Below are 17,595 nucleotides of genomic sequence, written 5' to 3' on the forward strand. Positions count from 1 at the left end.
TGAAATGAGGAGGAGCATGAACCATGGACGAGGAGCAATTCCGCCACTGGTCGAAACAGGCCGCGGAGTGGGGTGTCGACTATCGCAACGGCCTGCGCGACAAGCCGGTGCGCGCCCAGACGGCGCCCGGCGAAATCGCGGCGCAGATCGCCGCCACGCCGCCGGAAACCGGTGAAGCAATGGAGACGGTGTTTGCCGATTTCGAGAAGATCGTCGTGCCGGGCATGACCCATTGGCAGCATCCGCGTTTCTTCGCCTATTTCCCGGCCAATGCCGCGCCGGCCTCGGTGGTCGCCGAATATCTGGTCAGCGCCATGGCGGCGCAATGCATGTTGTGGCAGACCTCGCCGGCCGCGACGGAACTGGAAACCCGCATGGTCGACTGGTTGCGCCAGGCGCTCGGCCTGCCCGAAAACTTTTCCGGCGTCATCCAGGATTCGGCCTCGACCGCGACGCTCGCCGCCGTGCTGGTGATGCGTGAAAAGGCGCTGGCCTGGCGGGGCAATGCAGAGGGCCTGTCCGGTCAGGCAAAGCTGCGCATCTATGCCTCGGACCAAGTGCATACGTCCATCGACCGCGCCATCTGGATCGCCGGCATCGGCGAGGCCAATCTGGTGCGCATCCCGACATCAGGCCCGGAGAGGGCGATGGATATCGCCGCCCTGGAAACCGCAATCGCGAAGGACCGTGCGGCGGGCCTGTTGCCCGCCGGCATTATCGCCTGCGTCGGCGGCACGTCCACGGGTGCCTGCGACGACATCGCCGCCACCGTGGCTGTGGCGCGAAAGGAAAATCTCTACCTGCATGTCGACGCCGCCTGGGCCGGCTCGGCGATGATCTGCCCGGAATTCCGCGCTTTATGGGCCGGCGTCGAGGGCGCCGATTCCATCGTCTTCAATCCGCACAAATGGCTGGGCGCACAGTTCGACTGCTCCGTGCAGTTCATCCGCGATCCCGAAGCTTTGGTGCGCACGCTCGCCATCCGCCCCGAATATCTGAAGACGCAGGGGCGTGACGGCATCGTCAATTATTCGGAATGGAGCGTGCCCTTGGGGCGCCGCTTCCGGGCGCTGAAATTGTGGTTCCTGCTGCGCTGCCATGGGTTGGAGGATCTGCGCCGCCGCATCCGCAACCATGTCGACTGGGCGCGCCTCGTCTGCGAGCGGCTGCGGACGGAGCAGGATTTCGAGATCGTCACCGAGCCCTTTCTGTCGCTGTTCTCGTTCCGCCACCGCAGCGCCGCCGAGCCCGACGCACACAATCTGGCGCTCCTGAAGCGGATCAACGATGACGGCCGTATCTATCTGACGCAGACCCGCGTCGATGGGGCGGTCGCCATCCGCTTCCAGGCCGGTCAGTTCGACATGGAAAAGGAGGATGCCGAAGCGGCGATCCGGGTCATTTTGGAGCTTGCCCGGAGCAATAGATCTTGAAAGAGGGTCGGTATTCGATGCAATGCAACAAATGGACAGGGAACGTTAACGCGTTAAGTCCATTATAACAATCGACGGAGAGGCGGGCCAATCAGCCGCCTCCGGGCAACTGCCACGCGTCAATTCTGTTGCTCTGCGGCAGAAACGGTGCTTATCCTTCCTCATTTCGCAGTGCAGCGAGACGGAAGGAAGCGCCGGATTGGGAGCGGCTTTCCCGACAGTCTGTCTCAAGAGAGGTAGCGTGTCCGATGTTTTATCAGTTTTATGAAATGAATCATGCGGCAATGGCGCCGTTCCGGATGTTGGCGGAATTGTCGCTTCTGGCCTATCGCAATCCGCTCAATCCCTTGTCGCATACGGTCATCGGCCGGTCCGTCGCCGCCGGTCTCGAAGTGTTCGAGCGCTCGACGCGCCGCTATGGCAAGCCGGCCTTCAACCTGCCGCAGACGGTAGTCAACGGCCAGAGCGTGCCGGTGGTGGAAAAGATCGTCTGGTCGAAGCCGTTCTGCAATCTCCTGCATTTCCAGCGCATCCTGCCGCCCGGCCATGCGCCCGACCCGAAAATCCTGATCGTCGCGCCGATGTCCGGCCATTATGCCACGTTGCTGCGCGGCACGGTCGAGGCGCTGCTGCCGAACGCCGACGTCTACATCACCGACTGGATCGATGCCCGCATGGTGCCGGTGTCGGAAGGAAGCTTCGATTTCAACGATTATGTCGATTACGTCATCGAGATGATCCATCACCTCGGCGAGCGCACCAACGTGATTGCCGTCTGTCAGCCGTCCGTGCCGGTGCTGGCCGCGGTGGCGCTGATGGAAGCCGATAACGATCCGCTGGCGCCTGCCTCGATGACGCTGATGGGCGGCCCGATCGATACCCGCATCAACCCCACCGCCGTCAACGAACTCGCCAAGAGCAAGTCGCTCGACTGGTTCCGCGACAATGTCGTCATGCCGGTGCCGTGGCCGCAGCCGGGCTTCATGCGTCAGGTCTATCCCGGCTTCCTGCAACTCTCCGGCTTCATGTCGATGAACCTCGACCGCCACATGATCGCCCAGAAGGATTTCTTCTGGCATCTTGTCAAGAACGACGGCGAGCCGGCGGAAAAGCACCGCGATTTCTACGACGAATATCTGGCGGTCATGGATTTGACGGCGGAATTCTACCTGCAGACCGTCGATCTCGTCTTCATGCGCCATGCGCTGCCCAAGGGCGAGATGATGCATCGCGGCAAGCGGGTCGATACTTCGGCCATCCGCCGCGTGGCGTTGCTGACGGTGGAAGGCGAGAACGACGATATCTCCGGCGTCGGCCAGACCCATGCGGCCCAGACGATCTGCACCAATATTCCCGAGGCCATGCGCATGCATTACATGCAGCCGGATGTCGGGCATTATGGTGTATTCAACGGTTCGCGCTTCCGCCGTGAGATCGCCCCGCGCATTGTCGCCTTCGCCCGGGAGCATTCGAAGACCGAAGCCAAGACCGGCATTCAGCAGGTCATCCAGGGCGGCAAGTCTGCCTGACGCCGGGCCGGATTGCCGCCTCGCAGAGCCGTGAAGGCGCTGCCTGTCAAGGTCTGTTTTTCCAATTTCGGTACGCCTGCCGCTTGAAGCGGCGGGCCGGCGTAACCACATGGCGATCAGGGGCAGGCATCCGGCCAGCCTCGGCAGAAAGGGTTACGAACGATGAATCAGTCAGCATTGCTCCGTCCCGACTGGACCCCGGCGACGGTTGCCCTCATGGTTCTGGGCTTCGTGGTGTTCTGGCCGCTCGGCCTTGCCATGCTCGCCTATATCCTGTTCGGCGAACGCTTCAGGGGTTTCAAGCGCGACGTCAACCAGGCGACCGACGGCTTCTTTGCCGGCTGCCGCCGCGGCCGCCATCGTCGCGGCTGGGAACGCGACACCGGTAACGTCGCCTTTGACGACTGGCGCAAGGCCGAACTCGACCGTCTGGAAGAGGAGCGCCGCAAGCTCGACGAAATGCGCGCCGATTTCGACAGCTACATGCGCGAATTGCGCCGCGCCAAGGACCAGGAAGAATTCGACCGCTTCATGCGCGAGCGCCGCAGCAAGCCGCCGGCGACCGGTGACGACAAGGGCCCGGGCGCTCCTTATGAAATGGCATGAACCGGCCAGCCTCATGAATCCTGACACCGGCATCCGCGAGGATGCCGGTTTTCGTTTGCCGTCGATTCCCATTCGGCCGCGCATCGGCTAAAACACGGCTCATGTTCGCGCTTCTGAAAAAGACCCGGAAAAGCCCAAAGCCACTGCCGCCGCCGCTCGAGCGGATGCTCGATGTCGCCGGACGCGCCATGCCGCTGACCATCCGCCAGAACCGCCGCGCCACCCGTATCACCCTGCGCATCGAGCCGGGTGGACGGGCGCTGAAGATGACCATTCCTTCCGGGCTCGCGCAGCGCGAGGTCGATGCCTTCCTCGACCGTCACCAGGGCTGGCTGATGACCAAGCTCGCCCGCTTTCCGCAAAATGCCGGCCTGAAGCCCGGTGCTACCATTCCCCTGCGCGGCATCAGGCATCGCATCGTCCACACCGGAAAGCTGCGCGGCTTGACCGAGGCGCTGGTGCTGGAGGGTGAACCTGTCATCCGCGTTTCCGGCATGGAGGAACATCTTGGCCGCCGCCTCGCCGATTTCCTCAAGAAGGAGGCGCGCGGCGATCTGGAAGCGCTGGTCAGGCGCCATGCCGGCGCGATCCGCAAGCCCTATGCCTCGATCGCGATGAAGGATACCCGCAGCCGCTGGGGCTCCTGTTCCTATGAGGGCAATCTGAGCTTCTCCTGGCGCATCGTCATGGCGCCGCCGCTGGTCATCGATTATCTCGCCGCCCATGAGGTGGCGCATCTGAAAGAGATGAATCACGGGCCGGACTTCTGGGCGCTGTGCCGGAAACTCTGCCCGCAGATGGACGAGGCCAAGGGCTGGCTGAAACGCCATGGCTCGATGCTGCATGCCATCGATTTCGACTGACGCGCGCCCCACCGCGGGTGGCGATTTATCTCGACTCCGCACTGTTTTTCTGTCACTTGGGCAGGCCATGAAGCCCGATATCAAGATTTGCGGACTGAAGACGCCGGAAGCGGTGGAACGCGCGGTGGCGCGCGGCGCCAGCCATATCGGTTTCATCTTCTTCGCCAAAAGCCCGCGCAACATCGAGCCCGATCTGGCCGGCCAGCTTGCCGATGCCGTGCGCGGTCGGGCAAAAATCGTCGCCGTCACCGTCGATGCCGATCCCGATGATCTCGACGAGATCGTCGCCCTGCTACGCCCCGATATCCTGCAACTGCATGGCAAGGAAAGCCCCGAACGGGTGCTGGAAGTCCGCGCCATGTACGGCCTGCCGGTGATGAAGGCATTTTCCGTGCGCGAAGCTGCTGATCTCGAACGCATCGATCCCTATATCGGGATTGTCGAGCGTTTCCTGTTCGACGCCAAGCCGCCTGTCGGTTCCGAGCTTCCGGGCGGCAATGGTGTGTCCTTCGACTGGCGGCTGATGCAATCGCTTGACGCAAGCGTGGATTACATGCTTTCCGGGGGATTGAACAAGGACAATGTCGACGAGGCGCTGCGGGTGACGCGCGCCCCCGGCCTCGATGTGTCCTCGGGGGTCGAAAGCGCGCCGGGTGTCAAGGATCTGGCGATGATCGACGCCTTTTTCGATGCTGTTAGAGAGGCGACTGGCGCTAGCGCGGTTGCAGGGAGCAAGAAGTGAACGAGACGCCCAAACCCAATTCGTTTCGCGCCGGGCCGGATGAAGACGGCCGTTTCGGCATTTTCGGCGGCCGCTTCGTCGCCGAAACCCTGATGCCGCTGATTCTCGACCTGCAGGACGAGTGGAACAAGGCCAAGACCGATCCCGAATTCCAGGCGGAACTGAAGCAGCTCGGGGCCCATTACATCGGCCGCCCCAGCCCGCTCTATTTCGCCGAGCGCCTGACGGAGCATCTCGGCGGCGCAAAAATCTACTTCAAGCGCGAGGAGTTGAACCACACCGGCTCCCACAAGATCAACAATTGCATCGGCCAGATCCTGCTGGCCAAGCGCATGGGCAAGACGCGCATCATCGCCGAGACGGGTGCGGGTCAGCATGGCGTCGCCTCCGCGACCGTCGCGGCGCGCTTCGGTTTCCCTTGCGTCGTCTACATGGGCGCGACCGACGTGCAGCGCCAGGCGCCGAACGTTTTCCGCATGAAGCTGCTTGGCGCCGAGGTGCGCCCGGTCACCTCCGGCAGCGGCACGCTGAAGGACGCGATGAACGAGGCGCTGCGCGACTGGGTCACGAATGTCGACGACACCTATTATCTGATCGGTACCGCCGCCGGCCCGCATCCCTATCCGGAACTGGTACGCGATTTCCAGGCCGTCATCGGCCAGGAAGCCCGCGAACAGATTCTCGAAGCCGAGGGACGTTTGCCGGATCTGGTGGTTGCGGCTGTCGGTGGCGGTTCGAACGCCATCGGCATCTTCCATCCCTTCCTTGATGACGAGGGCGTGCAGATCGTCGGCGTCGAAGCCGGTGGCAAGGGCCTGCAGGGCGAGGAGCATTGCGCCTCGATCACCGCCGGTTCGCCCGGCGTGCTGCATGGCAACCGCACCTATCTGCTGCAGGACGGTGACGGCCAGATCAAGGAAGGACATTCGATTTCCGCCGGTCTCGATTATCCCGGCATCGGCCCGGAGCATTCCTGGCTGCACGATATCGGCCGCGTCGAATACGTGCCGATCATGGACGAGGAAGCGCTGGAAGCTTTCCAGCTGCTGACGAAGCTCGAAGGCATCATCCCGGCGCTGGAGCCCTCCCACGCGATTGCCGAAGTGATCAAGCGTGCGCCGAAAATGCGCAAGGACCAGATCATCGTGATGAACCTCTCCGGCCGCGGCGACAAGGATATTTTTACCGTCGGCAAGATCCTCGGTATGGAGCTTTAAGATCATGACCGCACGTATGGACAAGCGTTTCGCCGAGCTGAAGGCCGAGAACCGCCCGGCGCTGGTCACCTATTTCATGGGCGGCGATCCCGATTACGAGACCTCGCTGCAGATCCTGAAAGCCTTGCCGGCTGCCGGCGCCGATGTGATCGAGCTCGGCATGCCCTTCTCCGATCCGATGGCCGACGGCCCGGCGATCCAGCTCGCCGCGCAGCGCGCGCTGAAGGGGGGCCAGACGCTGGCCCGCACGCTCGATCTGGCGCGCCAGTTCCGTGAAGGGAACCAGACGACCCCGATCGTTTTGATGGGCTACTACAACCCGATCTACATCTACGGCGTCGAACGTTTCCTTGACGACGCGCTGGCTGCCGGCATCGACGGCCTGATCGTCGTCGACCTGCCGCCGGAAATGGATGACGAGCTGTGCATCCCGGCGCTCGCCAAGGGCATCAACTTCATCCGCCTGTCGACGCCGACCACCGACGACAAGCGCCTGCCGACGGTGCTGAAGAACACCTCCGGTTTCGTCTATTACGTCTCGATGAACGGCATCACCGGCTCGGCCTTGCCCGATCCGTCGCTGATTGGCGGCGCGGTCGAGCGCATCAAGGCGCATACGCCGCTGCCCGTTTGCGTCGGCTTCGGCGTCAAGACGGCCGAGCATGCCCGCCTGATCGGCGCGTCCGCCGATGGCGTCGTCGTCGGCACGGCCATCGTCGCCCAGATCGCCGGCAGCCTGACGGCGGACGGCAAGGCATCGGCCGATACGGTCAATGCCGTCGTCACCCTCGTGCGCGGGCTTGCCAGCGGCGTACACGCCGCTCGCCTCGTTGCTGCCGAATAATCCTGCCAAGAACCAAGACAGCCGATTCGGCCTGACCAATCAGGAGTGTAAATCGTGAACTGGATCACCAATTATGTGCGGCCGCGGATCAACTCCATGCTCGGCCGCCGCGAAGTGCCGGAAAACCTCTGGATCAAATGCCCGGAGACCGGCGAGATGGTCTTCCACAAGGATCTGGAAGACAACAAATGGGTTATTCCTGCCTCCGGCTATCACATGAAGATGCCCGGCAAGGCGCGTCTGGAAGACCTGTTCGACGACGGCGTCTACGAAGCCTTGCCGCAGCCGAAGGTGGCGCAGGATCCGCTTAAATTCCGCGATTCCAAGCGCTATATCGACCGCCTCAAGGATAGCCGGCTCAAGACCGAGCAGGAGGATACGATCCTCGCCGGTCTCGGCAAGGTGCAGGGGCTGAAGCTCGTCGCCGTCGTGCATGAGTTCAACTTTATCGGCGGCTCGCTCGGCATGGCCGCCGGCGAGGCGATCGTGAAGGCCTTCGAGCGGGCGATCGCCGAGAAATGCCCGCTGGTGATGTTCCCTGCCTCCGGCGGCGCGCGCATGCAGGAAGGCATCCTGTCGCTGATGCAGCTGCCGCGCACCACGGTCGCCGTCGACCTGCTCAAGGAAGCCGGCCTTCCCTATGTCGTTGTGCTGACCAACCCGACCACCGGCGGCGTCACCGCATCCTATGCGATGCTGGGCGATATTCACCTGGCCGAGCCGGGTGCGGAGATCGGCTTTGCCGGCAAGCGCGTCATCGAGCAGACCCTGCGCGAAAAGCTGCCCGAAGGTTTCCAGACCTCGGAATATCTGCTCGAACATGGTATGGTCGATATGGTGGTCAAGCGCCATGATCTCGCCGATACGCTGGCGCGGCTCCTGAAAATCCTGATGCGCGTTCCCGCCGAAACCATGCCTGTCGCAAACGGCGCTGTACCCAAGGCGCTGAACGGCGCAAAATCGGAAGCCCAGGCCGCCGTCTGACGGCCTGAAGCGATCGGACTTTTTGTTTGACGCAATTCCCGACACGAAACCGCTCCACACTTTCGCTGGAATTGCCTTAAGGAGACGCGGGATGCTGCCCACGAACCACCCCGCATCGATGAGCGAGGCCGCCCGCGAAATCGAGGCGCTGCTGGCGCTGCACCCCAAGGGTTTCGACCTGTCGCTGGAGCGCGTCACGCGGCTGCTCGAAACGCTTGGCAATCCGCAGGACAGGCTGCCGCCGGTGATCCATGTCGCCGGCACCAACGGCAAGGGCTCGGTCACTGCCTTCTGCCGGGCGCTCCTGGAGGCGGCGGGCCTTTCCGTGCATGTCCACACTTCGCCGCATCTGGTCAACTGGCATGAGCGATACCGGATCGGCCGCAAGGGCGAACCCGGCCAACTTGTCGAGGACGCCGTCTTCGCCGATGCCGTGCGCCGCGTCGCCGCTGCCAATGGCGGCCAGCAGATCACCGTCTTCGAGATCCTCACCGCCGTCACCTTCCTGCTGTTTTCCGAACAGCCGGCCGATGTCGCGATCATCGAGGTCGGGCTCGGTGGCCGTTTCGACGCCACCAATGTCATGAAGTCCCCGGCGGTGTCGGTCATCATGCCGATCTCGCTCGACCACCAGGCCTATCTCGGCGACAGTGTCGAGCTGATCGCCGCCGAAAAGGCCGGCATCATGAAGCGCGGCGTGCCCGTGGTCATCGGCCAGCAGGAATTCGAAGCGGCGCGTGCGGTGCTGATCGAGACCGCCGAACGCCTCGGCTGCCCGCTGCAGGTTTTCGGGCAGGACTTTTTGGCCTTCGAACAATATGGCCGCCTCGTCTATCAGGACGAGAGCAGGCTGTCCGACTTGCCGCTGCCGCGCCTGCCCGGCCGGCATCAATATGCCAATGCCGCCGCCGCCATCCGCGCCGTGCGCTCGGCTGGCTTCTCGCTCACCGATACCGAGATCGAGGCGGCGATGCGCTCGGTCGAATGGCCGGCGCGGCTGCAGCGGCTGACCGACGGCGCTCTGGTCGCGGAAGCGCCCGAAGGCGCCGAAGTCTGGCTCGACGGCGGGCACAATCCCGGCGCCGGCGAGGTCATTGCCGAGGCACTGGCCGGCTTCGAGGAAAAGCAGTCGCGGCCGCTGTTCCTGATCGTCGGCATGATCAACACCAAGGACCCCATCGGCTACCTGCGCGCCTTTGTCGGATTGGCCGAATATGTCTTCACCGTGCCGATCCGTAATAGCGATGTCGGCATCGATCCGGTGGCGCTGGCCAGTTCCGCCTATGACGCCGGCCTCGTCGCCGAGCCGGTGTCGAGCGTGGCCGAAGCGCTCGCTGGCATTCGTCGGCTCAGCAAGCCGGACAAGGCGGCGCCGCGTATCCTCATCGGCGGCTCGCTCTATCTTGCGGGCGATGTGCTCGCCGACAACGGCACGCCGCCGACCTGAAACCGATACAAAAAAGCCCGGCAGAGACCGGGCTTTTTCATGCGGTAATGTCGGCGGTATCAGGCGGCGCCGGAAATCCAGCTCGTCAGCGCGGTCTTCGGTGCGGCGCCGACCTTGATGTCGGCGACTTCGCCGCCCTTGAAGATGGCGAGCGTCGGGATCGAGCGCACGCCGAACTTGGCGGCCAGATCCGGGTTCTCGTCGATGTTCAGCTTGGCGATCTTGACCTTGCCGGCAAGCTCGGACGAGATTTCCTCAAGGCTGGGGGCGATCATCTTGCACGGGCCGCACCATTCGGCCCAGAAATCCACGACAACCGGTTCGGCGGAGTCGAGGACTTCGGATTGGAAATTGGCGCTGTCGACTTTTACGGTAGCCATGTGAGGGCTGCTCCTTTGCGGAAGAATAGGGTCGGGTACTATGTGATCGCGGAAGCCGCGGATTTCAATGCCCTAGATGTCACTTTGTCTTGATGGCGGCAAGGCTGTCGTCCAGCAGTTCCGCCGGCAGCCGGATCGCCGCTGCCGTCTCGGTATAGACCAGCACGCAGTCGAATTGTTTTCCGGGATAAAGCGGCTTCAGGATCTCACGATAGATGGCGAGCTGCGCCTTGTGCGACAGCGATACCGCCTCGGCATTGGCCGGCGGCACCCGGTTGGTCTTGAAATCGACGAGAATGACACGATCCTCCGCGACCGCCAGCCGGTCGATGCGGCCGGAGACGGCATAATCCTGCCCGTTCAGCCTCAGCGTGCCCATTACCGAGACTTCGGCGCGGCTGGCCGGCGAAAACACTGCCTCTAACCCGGGATGATCGAGCACGGAAAGCACTGCCCGCGCCAGGCTGTCGCGCTCGGCCGCGGGCCAGTAGCGCGCCGCCCGCTCCAGATAACGCTGTGCCGCCGCCTGCCGTTCTTCCGGCGGCATGCCGGGCAGGCTCTGCAACATACGGTGCGTCAGCCGCCCGCGCTCCAGCGAGCGGTCGCTGGCCTTCTTTTCGGAAAACAGCGCCGAAGGTACGATCAGGTCGTCGGCCTCGTCATCGAGAACGAGGGCGGCACCGGAAGGGCTGAGCGGGCGCGGCAGGTAGCGCTGCGGCGGCAGCGGCCGGCCGAGCGCCTCGGGCAGGCTTTCTTCTGCGCGTTGGATGTCGATACCGTCATGCTTTGCAATCGGCTTGCCGACGGTCGGCACGCGCCATGCATAACCCTGCCATTCGCCGTCCGGCCCGGAAAAGACCTTTGGCTTGCAATGTTCGGTGTCGGCGGTCAGCGCCGTCTCGACCATCCGGTGCCAAGTGGTGCCGGGATCGCGGCTGCCGCGATAGCCGCAGACGATCAGCCGGTCGGCGGCGCGCGTCAGGCCGACATAGAGCAGGCGGCGATATTCTTCCTCCGCCTGCGCCCGGATATGGGCGGTATCGGCCTCGGTCAGCGGATTGGACAGCGCCTTGATCGGCACCCAGACGGGCACCGGGCCATCCTCCCCACCGATCATGCGGAATTTCGGCAGGTGGCTGTGGTTGAACGGCTTGCCGCCGCCATCGACGAGGAAGACGACCGGCGCCTCCAGCCCCTTGGCGGCATGCACGGTCATGATGCGCACCTCGTTTCGGCCCTTGTCCTGCTCGCGCTTGACCTCGGGCGCCTCCAGCTCCAGCGTCGAGACGAAGGATTGCAGGCCGGGCAGGCCGGATTTTTCGTGGTCGAGCGCGAAGGTCAGGAATTCGTCGAGGATGTCGCTCGCCTCGCTGCCGAGCCGGGCCAAAAACTGTCGCCGCCCGCCAAGACTGCCGAGAATCCGCGCATAGAGATCATGCACCGACAGCGTCCGCGACAGCGTCAGGAAGGTTTTCAGCCGCTCGACGGCGGCGGCAATCGCGGCATCACCCTCCGCCAGCCGTTGCAGATGCGCCCAGACGCCTTCGTTCTCCTCGCGCCGCGCGGCAATCTCGAAAATCGTCTCTTCGGACAGATTGAACAACGGGCTTTTCAGCACCGCCGACAGCGACAGGTCGTCAGCCGGCAACAGTAAAAAGCGCCCGAGCGCCAAAAGATCCTGAACGGCGATATGGCTGGTGAGTTTCAGCCGGTCGGCACCGGCGACGGGGATATTGTCGCGCCGCTTCAGCGCCCGCGTCAGCGCATTGACGAAATTGTCGCGCTTGCGCACCAGCACCAGAATATCGCCGGCTTCGATCCGCCGTTCGACATCCTTCTCGATGACGGTGCCGGTCTTGATCATCGTCTCGATGGTCGAGGCGATGCGCCGCGCGAGAATCGCGGCTGGGGCGCTTTCGGGCGTGGCGTCGAAGGGGGCGGTCCAGTCCTCTTCGGGGGCGGCCGGTTCCGGCACGATGGTCTCCCAGAGATCGACGGCGCCGGGATGGCCGATGCGGCTGGAGCGATGCACCACCGGCTCGGCCCGGGCGCTCAGGCCCCGCGCATTGTCCTCCAGCGTGAACACCTGGTCGACGGCGGCCAGCACATCCGCCGTCGAGCGGAAGGAAAGCGGCAGGCGCACCGGCGAAAATGTCTGGCCGCCGGCCCGCACCCGCTTAGCCGTCGCCTCGCTTTCCTGTGAGAAGCGCTCGGGGCGGGCGCCTTGAAAGGAGTAGATCGACTGCTTTTCATCGCCGACCGCAAACAGCGTGCGCCGGCCGCCCCGCGCACTGGCGCCGGAGAAAAAGTCCTCGGCCAACGACTGGATCACCGTCCATTGCACCGGGCTGGTATCCTGTGCCTCGTCGACAAGGATATGGTCGATGCCCTGGTCGAGCTTGTAATGCACCCACGGGCCGACGCCGCTGCGGGTCAAGAGCGTTGCGGCGCGGTCGATCAGATCTTCGAAATCGAGTTGGCTGCGCACCTTCTTCAGATCGTCGTAATCCTGGTTCAGCCGCTGCGCCAACGTCAGCGCCGCGCGCGTGGCGGCGAACATGCGGATGAGGCGCAGGCGGTCGCGGCAGTTTACCACATGGCGGCGCGCCGCATCGACGGCCTCGACCAGCTCCGGCGCCGCATCCTTCATCGCCTTGGCGACCAGCGATGAATCGGCCTTCGGCTCGCCCGCCTTGGTCAGGAAAACGCCCTCCAGCAGCTCCAGCCGTCTGGCCGGATCGCGCTCTTGCGCCACCAGCCGCAGGCCATAGGCGACTTCCTGTACCTTGACACCGCCCTTTTCGGTGGCGAGCGTCAGATAGAGATCGAGCGTCAGCCCGGACAATCCCGGCAGCGGCCAGCAGCCGGCCAGCGCCGAGGCCTCGTCCTCATCGTCTTCCAGCCCGAAGCGATCGCGCAACACCGCCTCCAGCGAACCGCCGCTCTGCTCGACGCCTTGCAAAAAGTGGCGCACGGCGTTGCGATTGGCGACGATATCGCCGAGCAGGGTTTCGAGGCCGGTATCGTCGGCGAGGTCGAGCACATGTGCGAAGGCTTCGGCGAGATCCGTGTCGTTCTCCGCCGAGGTGGCGGTCAGTAGCGAGCGGCGGGCATCGGCCAGCAGGGTTGCGGCCGCGCGGTCGTCGAGCACCGAAAAATGCCCGGCGACATTGGCCTCTAGCGGAAACTGGTGCAGCAGCGCCTCGCAGAAGGCGTGGATGGTCTGGATCTTCAGCCCGCCCGGCGTTTCCAGCGCGCGCGCGAACAGCCGCCGCGCCTCCGCCAGCTTGAAGAGATCGGGGGCGACGCCTTCGATGACCTCGATGCGCTTTGCCAGCTCCTCGTCCGGCAGCGTCGCCCAGTCGGCAAGCCGCTGGAAGACGCGGTTCGACATTTCCGACGCCGCCGCCTTGGTATAGGTGAGGCAGAGGATCGCCGAGGGCCGGGCGCCCGAGAGCAGCAGGCGGATGACGCGCTGGGTCAGCACATGCGTCTTGCCGGAGCCGGCATTGGCCGAGACCCAGGCGGAACGGGCGGGATCGGAGGCCAGCGCCTGCTGGCGGGTGGTCCAGCCGATCCAGACGCCGGGATCGTCGCCCTCGGGCAGAAGCGCGGCATCACTCATCGCCGTCCTCCTCCTGTGCTTCGGCCGTCGCCCATTCGGCGACGCGGGCCAGATGATCGTATTCGCCGCCGTAATCCTGCTCGCGCATCGGCACCAGGCGCGAGACGAAGCCGCGCTCGCCGCTCTGCAACAGGCTCACGAATTTGACGAACTGGTCCATTGCCTCCTCGGCAAGATCGATAGCCGACTTTGCATTGTTCTTGTCGCGGGCCGAGAATTCGTTGTTGACCGTCTCGACATGGAAACGGTCGCCGGGGCGCAGGCGGATATAGGTAAGCTTATCCGGCGTCAGTGCGCCGGTGTTGCGGAAGGCGCCGGCGCGCAAGGCGGCGGCTTCCAGCGCCAGTTGCGGGTCGAGCAGGGTGCGTGCCTGTTTTGGCGAGGGGTTGGAGCCGGTCTTGTAGTCGAGGATATCGGCGCTGTCGGGACCGGTGACGTCGATGCGGTCAGCGATGCCGGTGATGTCGATGCCGACGGGCGCCACCGCCAGCCGGGCCGGAACCTCGGTGAAGGTCTTGCGGATCTCCGGCCTCCGCGCCGCTTCCCAGCGCAGGAAGGCGCGGGCAACCTCGCGAAAGCGCGGCCGCCAGACGGTATCGATATGCGCCAGCAGCTTTTCGGCGTCGAAAAGGTCGTTGAGGATGGTTTCCATGGCCCGGATGCCCTCCGGCGTGCCGGCGTCATGACCCTCGCGCACGAAGCGGTCGACGATGGCATGGTAGAGCGTGCCGCGCTCGGAGGCGCCGGGATCGCTGTTGAAGGCATCGACGGGATCGAGCTTCAGCACGCGCCTCGCATAAACGGAATAGGGGTCGCGCCGCAGCCGCCCGACCTCGCTGAAGGAATATTTGACCGGCTGCAACTCTTTCGGCGGCTTCGGATCGGGGCGTTTCGCCAGTGTCTGGCGCTCGCCGCGGTCGATCAGCCCGGCCCATTGGCCATAGCGCTCGCCGCGTTGCGTCAGCGTCTCGGCAAACTCCTGGCCGGTCAGCGCCAGCAGCCGTTGCAGCCAGCGCGAGGCAACGGTTGGCGTCGAGCCCTGGCGCAGCGCCCGGCTGTAGATCAGTTTTCGCGTGCCGTTGGCCATCTCGAAGTCGTGGGCGAGCTGGCCGATGCGCTGCTCCGGCGGCGGCAGGCCGATTTCGGTTTTCATGGTGCGCGAAATGAACGGGTTGTTGGAGGCCTGATCCGGCCACGACCCCTCGTTCAACCCGCCGAGGATCAGCGTATCGACGCTTTGCAGGCGCGCTTCCAGCGTGCCGAAGATGAAGACGCGCGGGTGGCTCATCGCCTTGGGTTTCACCGCCTGTCCGGTGGTGAAGGCGGCCATGATGTCGATCCATTGCGGCCCGTCCGCCTCGATCTGGCCGTCGGTCTCGACGATGCCCTTCAAAAGCTCGGCCAGCGCATCGCCGGCTTCGCCGGACCAGAGTGCGGCGAGATCGCCACGCGCATCGGCGGCGACGGCCTCGAGAACGCGCCCGGTGCGCAAGGCCCATTCGCTGAGCGTGAAGGCAGTGGTCAGCCCGCGCCCGTCGCGGCGGCGCTTGACCAGCGCCGAGGCCAGCGGCTCGGTAGCGGCGGCGATGCGTTTGGCGAGATCGCGGGCTTCGCCAGCGGCGGTCTCGGGCAGGGCGGTGCGCCAGCGCGGGGCGTGGCGGTCCTCGGCCAGTTCCTGAAGCCGCAGGTCGAGCAGCGGCTCCATCTCGCCGATATCGACCTCGCTGACGCCGCCGCGCAGCGCCAGCAGTTCCAGCGCATCGACGGCGCGGGAAAGCGCCTCCGGCGTCAGCCCGAAGCGGGCGAGGGGATGCTTGAGCAGCGAGACGATGGCGACGGGATCGCCGGGCCGCAAAGTCGCTTCGAGGGTGAGCTGCAACAGCGTGCCCTGCGGCGTCGCCGAGAGCGGCGTGCCGGCGGAATCGTCGGCGGTGATGCCGAAGCGGGCAAGCTCGGCGGCGACGCGGCGGGCGAGCGCCCGGTCCGGAGTGATCAATGCTGCCTGCGATTCGCCATGCCGGCCCGGCTCCTCCAGCGCCAGCCTGAGCGCGATGGCGATGGCCGTCGCCTCCTCGCGCTCATTGGCGGCCTCGATCAGGGCGACGTCGGCGAAGGCTTGCGCGACGGCTTCAGGGTCCAGCGCATTGCGCCAGCCGCTCCAGCGGTCGGTGCTGCGCGACGGGGCCATGGCGTGCGACAGGATTTTGGCACGCAAGGAGAGGTCGGCCGATGGTTCGTCCAGCGGCAAGACATCCTCGCGCGTCAGGCCCAAGCGTTTCAGAAGCTGGAACAGGCCGAATTGCGGATGGGTGCAATGCGCCGGATCGGCCCGGCCGCCGGGCGGCAGCGCGGGATCGATCTCGGCCCAATCGGTTGCATCCATGGTGAGATCGAGACCGGGAAGAACGACGACGCCCTGCGGCAGTTTCGCGACCGCGCCGATCAACTCGCAGGCGGCGGGGATCGAGCCGGTCGAGCCGGCGACGATCACCGGGCCGCTGGCTTGCAGACTGGCGAGGCGCTGGGCCTCGGAACGTAGCAGCGCATTGCGGTGGCGTACATTCGAGGAACGGCCGAGTTCCTCCAGCCGGGCGGGCCAGAAGGCGCTGGCGATCTTCAGGAATTCCGTGGTGAGCTGCCACCAGAGCGCATGATCCTGCGCCTCCAGCTTCTGCACGTCCTCCCAGTCGCGATCCTCGTTTTCGAGCGAATCGATGAGATCGGCGAGATCGCGGGCGAGCCAGATGGCGTCGGCGGGGCTGGCGGGCGCGACCAGCGGCGAATCCGAATGGATGTCGCGGACGATCTGCGGCAGGCGGTTGCGCCAGGCGAGCACCAGGCGGGCAAGCTCCAGCAGCCGCGCGGTCCCCGGCAGCGGCTGCGCCAGATCCATGATGACGGGCGAATCGATTTCGAAATAACCGCTGTCGTCGTCGGTCTCGCCAAGCGGGCGGATGACCGGCAGGATGGCGGAACGGCCGCCGAGCAGGTCGACGAATTCCGAGCGCAGCACGCGCGCGGCGCGCCGCGTCGGCACGAAGATGGTCACCGAGGCCAGCGACAGCGGGTCGGTCTCGTCATAGCGGTAGCCCGGCGCCAGTCGGCCGTCGCACAGCGCCTCGGCCAGCACGCGCAGGAAGGGCAGGCCGGGGGCGATGGTCCAGACGGGATTGGCGGCGCCCGCCATCAGGCCGGCTCGTGGAAACGGGCAATCGCCGCCTCCGCCTCGCCGATGGCCTCCGGCGTGCCGACCGTCAGCCAATGGCCGGACATAACCAAGCCGAAGAGGCGGCCGGCGGCGACGGCGCGGTCGAAATAGATGTTGAGGTTGAAGGCGTCGTCCGGCGCGTCGTCAAACAGCGCCGAGGTCATGGCGATGGCCCCAGCATAGACGACGGGGTTGGGATCGCCGTCGCGATAGCGCGTCAGGCGGCCGTCTTCGGCAAGGCTGAAATCTTTTTTGCCGTTATGGCCGGTGGTGCTTTCCAGCGGCACGCAAAGCAGCGCCATGTCCATGCTATCAGGATCGAAGAAGGCGGCGAGCTTCTGTAGGTTGGTTTCTTCGCCGGCTTTCTCGCCGATCCAGAACAGGTCGGCATTCATGACGAGCAGCGGGCCGGGTTCAAGCAGCTTCAAGCCCTTGGCGAGGCCGCCGCCGGAATTCATCAGTTTTTCGCGCTCGTCGGAGATGGTGATGTCGAGCTTTTGGTAGCCGGCAAGATGCGCCTCCATCTGCTCGGCATGGTGATGGACGTTGACGACGGCGCGGGTGACGCCGGCTTCCGCCAGCGCATCCAGCGCATAGTCGATCATCGGCTTGCCGGCGATTTTCACCAGCGGCTTCGGCATGGTTTCGGTGATCGGGCGCATCCGGGTGCCGAGGCCGGCGGCCAGCACCATGGCTTGGGTGATGGTCATCGAAAAA

The 17,595-nt window shown here is 65.0% G+C and carries 13 protein-coding genes; 9 read left to right on the forward strand and 4 right to left on the reverse strand.

The window, feature by feature from the left end; genetic code table 11:
• Nucleotides 1-23: 23 nt before the first annotated feature.
• The 9 genes from P7F60_RS14715 (at nucleotide 24) to P7F60_RS14755 (ending at nucleotide 9,665) form a co-directional block, all read left to right on the forward strand.
• Nucleotides 24-1,433: a pyridoxal-dependent decarboxylase gene (locus P7F60_RS14715; RefSeq protein ID WP_277918482.1), complete on the forward strand. Its 1,410-nt coding sequence runs from the start codon at nucleotides 24-26 to the stop codon at nucleotides 1,431-1,433.
• Nucleotides 1,434-1,681: 248 nt separating this feature from the next.
• Nucleotides 1,682-2,962 (forward strand): polyhydroxyalkanoate depolymerase, encoded by a 1,281-nt coding sequence (locus tag P7F60_RS14720; RefSeq protein WP_277918483.1) that lies wholly within the window; start codon nucleotides 1,682-1,684, stop codon nucleotides 2,960-2,962.
• Nucleotides 2,963-3,124: 162 nt separating this feature from the next.
• Complete coding sequence (locus P7F60_RS14725; RefSeq protein ID WP_277918484.1) at nucleotides 3,125-3,568, forward strand: DUF2852 domain-containing protein; 444 nt, start codon at nucleotides 3,125-3,127, stop codon at nucleotides 3,566-3,568.
• A 101-nt stretch (nucleotides 3,569-3,669) separates the two neighbouring features.
• Nucleotides 3,670-4,431 carry a M48 family metallopeptidase gene (locus P7F60_RS14730; protein WP_277918485.1) on the forward strand — a complete coding sequence of 254 codons (762 nt, stop codon included), beginning with the start codon at nucleotides 3,670-3,672 and terminating at the stop codon, nucleotides 4,429-4,431.
• A gap of 67 nt (nucleotides 4,432-4,498) precedes the next feature.
• Nucleotides 4,499-5,173 (forward strand): phosphoribosylanthranilate isomerase, encoded by a 675-nt coding sequence (locus tag P7F60_RS14735; protein ID WP_277918486.1) that lies wholly within the window; start codon nucleotides 4,499-4,501, stop codon nucleotides 5,171-5,173.
• Nucleotides 5,170-6,390, forward strand: a complete 1,221-nt coding sequence (gene trpB, locus P7F60_RS14740) for a tryptophan synthase subunit beta (protein ID WP_277918487.1) — start codon at nucleotides 5,170-5,172, stop codon at nucleotides 6,388-6,390. Before P7F60_RS14735 ends, trpB begins: the two co-directional genes overlap by 4 nt.
• A gap of 4 nt (nucleotides 6,391-6,394) precedes the next feature.
• On the forward strand, nucleotides 6,395-7,234 hold the full coding sequence (gene trpA / locus P7F60_RS14745; protein ID WP_277918488.1) for a tryptophan synthase subunit alpha: 840 nt from the start codon (nucleotides 6,395-6,397) through the stop codon (nucleotides 7,232-7,234).
• A 54-nt stretch (nucleotides 7,235-7,288) separates the two neighbouring features.
• Nucleotides 7,289-8,218: an acetyl-CoA carboxylase, carboxyltransferase subunit beta gene (gene accD, locus P7F60_RS14750; RefSeq protein WP_277918489.1), complete on the forward strand. Its 930-nt coding sequence runs from the start codon at nucleotides 7,289-7,291 to the stop codon at nucleotides 8,216-8,218.
• 118 nt (nucleotides 8,219-8,336) lie between these two features.
• Nucleotides 8,337-9,665: a folylpolyglutamate synthase/dihydrofolate synthase family protein gene (locus P7F60_RS14755; protein WP_277918533.1), complete on the forward strand. Its 1,329-nt coding sequence runs from the start codon at nucleotides 8,337-8,339 to the stop codon at nucleotides 9,663-9,665.
• A 59-nt stretch (nucleotides 9,666-9,724) separates the two neighbouring features.
• Here the strand turns inward: P7F60_RS14755 and trxA are convergent, their stop codons facing one another.
• From trxA to P7F60_RS14775, 4 genes are all read right to left on the reverse strand, one after another.
• Nucleotides 9,725-10,045, reverse strand: coding sequence for a thioredoxin (trxA, locus tag P7F60_RS14760; RefSeq protein WP_277918490.1), 321 nt, complete (start codon nucleotides 10,043-10,045; stop codon nucleotides 9,725-9,727).
• 79 nt (nucleotides 10,046-10,124) lie between these two features.
• A complete protein-coding gene (gene addA, locus P7F60_RS14765) occupies nucleotides 10,125-13,670 on the reverse strand; it encodes a double-strand break repair helicase AddA (protein WP_277918491.1) in 3,546 nt (1,181 codons plus the stop codon).
• Complete coding sequence (gene addB / locus P7F60_RS14770) at nucleotides 13,663-16,857, reverse strand: double-strand break repair protein AddB (protein WP_277918492.1); 3,195 nt, start codon at nucleotides 16,855-16,857, stop codon at nucleotides 13,663-13,665. Before addB ends, addA begins: the two co-directional genes overlap by 8 nt.
• Nucleotides 16,857-17,588 (reverse strand): nucleotidyltransferase family protein, encoded by a 732-nt coding sequence (locus P7F60_RS14775; protein ID WP_277918493.1) that lies wholly within the window; start codon nucleotides 17,586-17,588, stop codon nucleotides 16,857-16,859. The genes addB and P7F60_RS14775 overlap by 1 nt, the downstream gene beginning before the upstream one ends.
• Nucleotides 17,589-17,595 lie beyond the last annotated feature (7 nt).

Origin of the sequence: Rhizobium sp. YJ-22 (assembly GCF_029601685.1) — a bacterium.
Classification (GTDB): Bacteria; Pseudomonadota; Alphaproteobacteria; order Rhizobiales; family Rhizobiaceae; genus Metarhizobium.